The following is a 6,163-nucleotide window of genomic DNA, read 5'->3' as shown; positions in this document are numbered from 1 at the left end:
CTTGAGGGTCTTCACGGCTTCCATCCGACAACTGTATTTCCATACATGTCGCTTGACAAGCCGTTCCGGCTTGAACGCTCGACCCCGGGCTGAACCCCGGGGCTTGTCGCTTCGTCCGGGACACAATGCGCGCCACCGCCTTGTGTCCAGGAGCCTTGCCCGTGTCCACCGCACCCCCTGCCCTCCAATGGCTCGCCCGCAGCGCCGTCGTGCTGTCGCTGCTGTGCGCGGTGGGCCTGTCCTGGCTCTTCCACCACGGCCCGGCGCGCACCGGCTGGGTCGAGCTGCTGCGCTACCTGCCGTTTCTGGTCTACCTCGTGCCGGTGGTGGTCGCGTTCGGGCTGTCGTTCACGCTGGGCTGGGCGTGGCGGCTGGGGGCGGCGGGGGCGCTCGGGCTGGTGCTGGTGTCGGTGATGGACCTCTCGCTCGGCCGTGGCCGCAGCGACTTACCCCCCGACACGCCCGGCACCCGCACCGTGCGCTTCATGACCTACAACATCAAGTCCTACCGCGCCGTGTTCCGCCACGACGGCTTTGCGCTGCTGAACGAGGAAATCGCCCGGCAGCAGCCCGATATCCTTGTCATGCAGGACGCCCACGAAGTGGCGCGCCGGGGCGATCTGCCGCGCGGCATGCGTGCCGCACTGCCCCAGCACACGGTCTACACCTACGGGCAATACGCGATCGCCAGCCGCTTCCCCCTCAGTGGCTGCGCACCCGCGGACATCTCGCTCCAGCAGGAGAAACAGGAGTACGTGCGCTGCACCGTGGACATCGACGGCACCCGCATCGACCTCGTCACCGCCCACCTGCTCACCCCGCGCGAGGGACTCAACGCCACCCGCGAGGAGCGGCTCGGCGGGCTGGCCGAGTGGCGCACCAACTTCGCTGACCGCCTGTCGCAGGCCGAGCGCATCGCCACTGCCATGGCCCCGCTGAAGCGCCCCACCCTCTTGGCCGGCGACCTCAACGCCCCCGAGCACTCGGTCGTCGTGCGCCAGTGGCTGGACCTCGGGCTGCGCGATGCGTTCTCGGCGGGCGGGTTCGGCTGGGGTTTCACGCATGGCCACTCCTTCAAGCCGGGCCTGAGTTTCCTGCGCATCGACCACATCCTCGTCAGCCCGGAGATCGGCGTGCGGGACGCCTGGGTCGGCTGGCGCAGTGGCTCGGAGCACCGGCCGGTGGTGGCCGATCTGGTGATTCCGACGCGGGCGGCCAAGCCATGACCTGCCACACGAACACGGAAGTGATCCACAGCGCCTTCTACCGCTTCACCCGGCTGGACGACCCCGCCGCCATCGCCGACGCCCTGCGCACACGCAGCCGCGACACCGGTGTGCTGGGCAGCCTCGTCGTCGCGACCGAAGGACTCAGCGGCGTGGTCGCAGGATCGGCGGCGGCGGTCGCGGCGTTCGAGGCGGTGCTGACGGGAGATCCGGTCTTCGGCGGCGCCTTCACCGCGCTGCCGTTCAAGCGCAGCGCCTGCACCACGGCGCCGTTCGCCCGGATGGCGGTCCACGTCAAGCCGGAGATCGTCGCCCTCGGCCTGCCCGGCATCAGCGGACTCGGCGAAACCCCGGAACAGCGCGTCGCCACCCACCTCGGCGCGGCCGCCTGGAAGAAGTTGCTCACAGGGGGCGAGGACGTGGTGGTGCTCGACAACCGCAACCGCTTCGAGTGGCGGTTGGGGCATTTTCAAGGGGCGGCCGATCCGGGTGTGGATAACTTTCGCGACTTCGCCGATCGGGTTCGCATCCAGGCGCCCCTGTGGAAATCCTGTGGACAACGTGTGGCGATGTACTGCACTGGCGGCATCCGCTGCGAGAAAACGGGGGTGTGGATGCGCGAGGCACTGGGCCTGGAGGTGTTCCAGCTCGACGGCGGCATCCTGAACTACCTGCAGCAGACCACCGCGGAACCCACGGACCGCCACGCGGCCGACGACCCGTGGCGCGGCGAGTGTTTCGTGTTCGACAACCGCATCGCTCTCGACACGCGGCTGCAGGAAACCACCACCACGGCCGAACAGGTCTACGACGCGGCGCAGCCCGACGAAGCGTGGCGGCTCGCCCGCGCCCGCCGGCTCGACACGGCGACCGGCGGATGAGCCGCGCCCGCCCGGACTGGTCGCCGCCGATGCGCGACGGCGTGAGCGCCAGCCGGGTGGCCGTGGTGCCGGGTCCGTGGCACACGGTGCTGGACTTTCTTGTCCACAGGTTATCCACAGTCTCGGAGACGGGCTGGCGCGAGCGGCTGGGCCGCGGCGACGTGCTCGGTGCGCAGGGGCAGCCGGTGACGGCGGACACGCCTTGTGTGGTCCACGGCACGCTGTGGTACTGGCGCACGCTGGATGCCCCCGAGCCGCGCATCCCGTTCGAGGTCGAGGTGCTGCACCAGGACCGGTGGCTGCTGGCTGTGGACAAGCCGCATTTCCTGCCCATGACGCCCAAGGGCCGCTACGTGCAGGAGACGCTGCTGGTGCGCCTGAAGCGGCTGACGGGGATCGAGACGCTGGTGCCGATGCACCGGCTGGACCGGGAAACGGCGGGGGTGGTGCTGTTCTCGGTGCGGCCGGAGACGCGGCACGCGTACCAGTCGATGTTCCGGGACCGGGTGATCCACAAGGTCTACGAGGCGGTGGCGCCGTGGTCCGATGCACTGGCGGCCACGCTGCCGCTGGAGCGCCGCAGCCGGCTGGCCGAGCGCGAGGAGGCGTTCATGCAGATGCACGAGGTGCCGGGCGAGCCGAACGCCGTGACGCGCATCGCGCTGATCGAACGGTGTGGCACCCTCGCCCGCTACCGGCTGACGCCGCAGACGGGGCAGAAGCACCAGTTGCGGGTTCACCTGAACGCGCTGGGCGTGCCGATCGTCGGGGACCGGATCTACCCGGTGCTGCAACCGGACCTCGCGCCGGGCGCCGAGCCGGACTACGCGGAGCCGTTGCGGCTGCTGGCGCGGGAGATCGCGTTCACGGACCCGGTGACGGGGGAGGCGCGGCGGTTTGCGAGCCGGCGCACGCTGAGCCTGAGCGCCCCGAGGCTCACGCCATCGACGGCTTGAGGAAGATGTCCTTGTCCGGAAAGAACTGCGTGTGCAGCGGCAGCAGCGAGCCGCCCAGCGCCCGCGCGTGTGCGCCGACGCGGCCGGCCAGCAGCGCCGGCTGGTGCATGCCGTCGAACTTGTAGGCGGCCAGCCGCTCGCGGGTCCGCTGCAGCAAGGCGTCGATCAGCGGGCGGGCGAGCGAGCCGTCGATGACCACCGCGTCGAGGTCGAGCATCGCCGCGCCGCTGGCCACCGTCATCGCCAGCGCCAGTCCGGCCTGCTCCAGCCACGGCCCGGTGTAGCCCGCGTAGGTGGCGTCCATGATCGTGTCGTGTTGCACCAGCAGCGGGTCGAGTCCGGCCTTGAGCAGTGCCTGTTCGAGCTGCCAGCCCGAGGCGACTTCGAGCAACTGCGGCGGCGCCATCCCGTCCCGCGCCACGCCGACGGGCAGCGAGCCGATGGCGCCCGCGTTGCCGCGGTGGCCGATGTCGATGTGGCCCGACAGCACCAGCCCGCCGCCGACGAAGGTGCCGACGAAGACGTAGAGGAAGCTGCGCACGTTCTGGCCGTGGCCCTGCAGCAGCTCGGCCACGCAGGCGGCGGTCGTGTCCTTGGCGAAGCTCACCGGCAGGTGGGTCATCGCCTCGACCTCGTGCTTGAGGTCCATGTGCTGCCAGCCGGCCAGCGCGTTGTGCGCCTGCGAGCCGAGCAGGCTCGCCCACTTGTCCATCGACAGCGGCGAGGTCAGCCCGAGGCCGACCACGCGGCCCCACAGGGGGCCGAGCTGGGTTTGCAGCGCGTCCAGCCCCTGCTGGATGCAGGGCAGCACCTGTGCGGGATCGGGGTAGGCGTAGTGGAACTCATGCCGGTAACGCACCTGCCCCACGAAGTCGCAGGCCAGCACTTCCAGACTGCGCCGCCCCACCTGCACGCCCAGGCTGATCGCCCCGTCCGGATCGAGCGACAGCGGCACCGAGGGCTGGCCGATCTTGCCGCGGATGCGCTCCTGCTTGATGAGCAGCCCGTCGTCGAGCAGCCGGCTGACGATGACCGAAACCGTCTGCGAGGAGAGCTGCGTCAGGCGGGCGAGATCGGCCTTGGGGATCGCGCCGTGCAGGCGGATCGCCTGCAGCACGATGCGCTCGTTGAACTGGCGCATGCCGGTGTGGTTGGAGCCGCGCACGGCCCGTTCATCGGCTTCGAAGGTCGGGGTCATCGGGTGCGGTTGCGGGTGCATCAGGAACAGGACAAGGGTCAGGCGGTGGCCGCGGACTCCCGCAGCAGCCGGGCCGGATCGATCGCCCCGGTGATGAGGCCGACGATCTGCTCGGGGTGGGTGTGGCGCGTCTCCAGATTCGCGATGATGCGCCCTTGGCGGAAAACCCAGATGCGGTCCACGAGATCGAAGACCTGCCGCAGGTTGTGGCTGATGATGATCAGCGGAACGCCGCGGGATTTCAGGCCCTTGATGATCTGCTCGACGCGGGCCGTTTCCTGCACGCCGAGGGCGGCGGTCGGCTCGTCGAGGATGATGAGTTTCTTGGCAAACCCGGCCGCCCGCGCGATCGCCACGCACTGCCGCTGACCGCCCGACATGCCGCGCAGGCTCTCGCTCAGGTCCTGGATCTTCACGCCCGTGGTGGCCAGCATCTCGACCGACTGCGCCCGCATCGCCTTGTGGTTCAGGATGGACAGCGGCCCCAGCGACAGCCGCGTGATCTCGCGCCCCAGGAAAATGTTGGCCGGCACGTCCAGATCCTCGGCCAGCGCGAGCGTCTGGTAGACGGTCTCGATGCCCTGCTCGCGGGCATCCAGCGGCGAATCGAAGCTCACCACCTGACCATCGAGCGCGATGGTGCCGCTGTTGGGCTGCTCCACGCCGGTGATCAGGCGCACGAAGGTGCTCTTGCCGGCGCCGTTGTCACCAACGATCGCGGCGTGTTCACCGGAAGCGAGCGAGAACTGCGCATCCGTCAGCGCCTTGACGCCGCCGTAGTGCTTGGTCAGGCCGCTGATCTCCAGCACGGGCCGCGGAGTGTTCGTGGAAAGGGCCATGGCAGGGGCGTCCTTGACAGTCAGGGAGGATGGCGCCGAGGATGCCCCAGCCCCCCAGGCAATGCATTAGTAAATCACCTAGGTTTACTTATAAGACCAAGGCGCATCCAATGCAAGGCACCACAGGTTGACCCTGACGCGGCCGCCGAGCCGGACCTGCTGGACACCCCACCCTCGATTCCTAGATTCCATTCCTGGAGACAAACCATGTCCTTCCATCGCACCCTGGGCCGTCTGGCGGCAGTCATGTTCACCGCCGGCCTGCTGATGTCGGCCGCGCAGGCGCAGACCATCGCCTACATCACCAACGGCAACACCAACGAAGGCTGGACGCTGATCAACGGCGGCGCCAAGGATGCGGCGAAGAAGGCGGGCGTGAAGTTCATCGAGCTGGCCGCCGAGAAGGGCGAGTTGTCGAAGCAACTGGCGATCGTGGAAGACATGATCACCCGCAAGGTCAACGCCATCGCCATCGCCCCGGTCGATAGCGCCGGCATCGCCCCCGCGATCAACAAGGCCATGGCCGCCGGCATCCACGTCGTCGCGGTGGACACCGGCATCACCGGCGCCAAGATCACCAGCTACGTCGCCACCGACAACATCAAGGCCGCGAATGTCCAGGGTTCGTGGGCCGCTGACCAAGTCAACGACGGCGACACCGTCATCTACGTGACCGGCGACCAGGGCCAGTCCACCGGCCGCGAGCGCCGCGACGGCTTCCTGCAAGGGCTGAACGCCAAGCGCAAGAACGTCAAGGTCGTCGATGTGGCGACGACGTGGGACCAGACGATGGCCCAGAACGGCGTCGAGGCCGCGCTGCGCACCAACCCCGGCGCCAAGGTCATCGCCTGCGCCTGGGACGGCGGCGCGCTCGGTGCCAAGGCCGCGATGCTGTCGGCGGGTCTGAAGCCCGGCTCGGTCAAGATCGCCGGCTTCGACGGCTCGCCCGGCGGCCTGGACATGATGAAGGACGGCTGGCAGCAAGCCAACGCCGCCCAGATGCTGGCCAAGATCGGCGCCGTCGGCGTGGAAACCGCCATCGCCGCCGCCAACGGCAAGAAGG

Annotated in this window: 6 protein-coding genes; 4 read left to right on the top strand and 2 right to left on the bottom strand. The window is 69.2% G+C overall.

Annotated features, from left to right (window positions below):
• Positions 1–161 precede the first annotated feature (161 nt).
• The 3 genes from QZW52_RS18165 to QZW52_RS18155 are packed head-to-tail and all read left to right on the top strand — an operon-like array spanning position 162 to position 3,063.
• The gene (locus QZW52_RS18165) at positions 162–1,226 is read left to right on the top strand and encodes an endonuclease/exonuclease/phosphatase family protein (RefSeq protein ID WP_294001304.1); all 1,065 of its coding nucleotides are present in this window, start codon (positions 162–164) and stop codon (positions 1,224–1,226) included.
• Positions 1,223–2,107 (top strand): oxygen-dependent tRNA uridine(34) hydroxylase TrhO, encoded by an 885-nt coding sequence (gene trhO, locus QZW52_RS18160; RefSeq protein ID WP_294001301.1) that lies wholly within the window; start codon positions 1,223–1,225, stop codon positions 2,105–2,107. The genes QZW52_RS18165 and trhO overlap by 4 nt, the downstream gene beginning before the upstream one ends.
• A complete protein-coding gene (locus QZW52_RS18155) occupies positions 2,104–3,063 on the top strand; it encodes a pseudouridine synthase (protein ID WP_294001299.1) in 960 nt (319 codons plus the stop codon). Before trhO ends, QZW52_RS18155 begins: the two co-directional genes overlap by 4 nt.
• On the opposite strand, the gene QZW52_RS18150 is transcribed toward QZW52_RS18155, so the two are convergent.
• Entirely contained in the window at positions 3,044–4,261 is a 1,218-nt protein-coding gene (locus QZW52_RS18150) for an ROK family transcriptional regulator (protein ID WP_294001297.1), read from the bottom strand. The genes QZW52_RS18155 and QZW52_RS18150 overlap by 20 nt on opposite strands.
• A 38-nt stretch (positions 4,262–4,299) precedes the next feature.
• Complete coding sequence (locus QZW52_RS18145; RefSeq protein ID WP_294001294.1) at positions 4,300–5,100, bottom strand: ATP-binding cassette domain-containing protein; 801 nt, start codon at positions 5,098–5,100, stop codon at positions 4,300–4,302.
• Between the two features lie 207 nt (positions 5,101–5,307).
• On the opposite strand from QZW52_RS18145, the gene QZW52_RS18140 reads away from it, so the two are divergent.
• Positions 5,308–6,163: sugar ABC transporter substrate-binding protein (locus QZW52_RS18140; protein WP_294001291.1), on the top strand; the 856-nt coding region annotated here is incomplete at its 3' end.

The organism is Sphaerotilus sp. (assembly GCF_013299175.1).
In the GTDB taxonomy this organism is placed as follows: domain Bacteria; phylum Pseudomonadota; class Gammaproteobacteria; order Burkholderiales; family Burkholderiaceae_C; genus Sphaerotilus.
Note: the sequence above shows the minus strand (reverse complement) of the source record. Positions and strands in the feature narration are given on the sequence as shown.

Bases quoted from the DNA above. Each gene is read 5' to 3' on its own strand.
- QZW52_RS18150 (WP_294001297.1), bottom strand. From the start codon at position 4,261: ATGACCCCGACCTTCGAAGCCGATGAACGGGCCGTGCGCGGCTCCAAC.
- trhO (WP_294001301.1), top strand. From the start codon at position 1,223: ATGACCTGCCACACGAACACGGAAGTGATCCACAGCGCCTTCTACCGC.
- QZW52_RS18155 (WP_294001299.1), top strand. From the start codon at position 2,104: ATGAGCCGCGCCCGCCCGGACTGGTCGCCGCCGATGCGCGACGGCGTG.
- QZW52_RS18145 (WP_294001294.1), bottom strand. From the start codon at position 5,100: ATGGCCCTTTCCACGAACACTCCGCGGCCCGTGCTGGAGATCAGCGGC.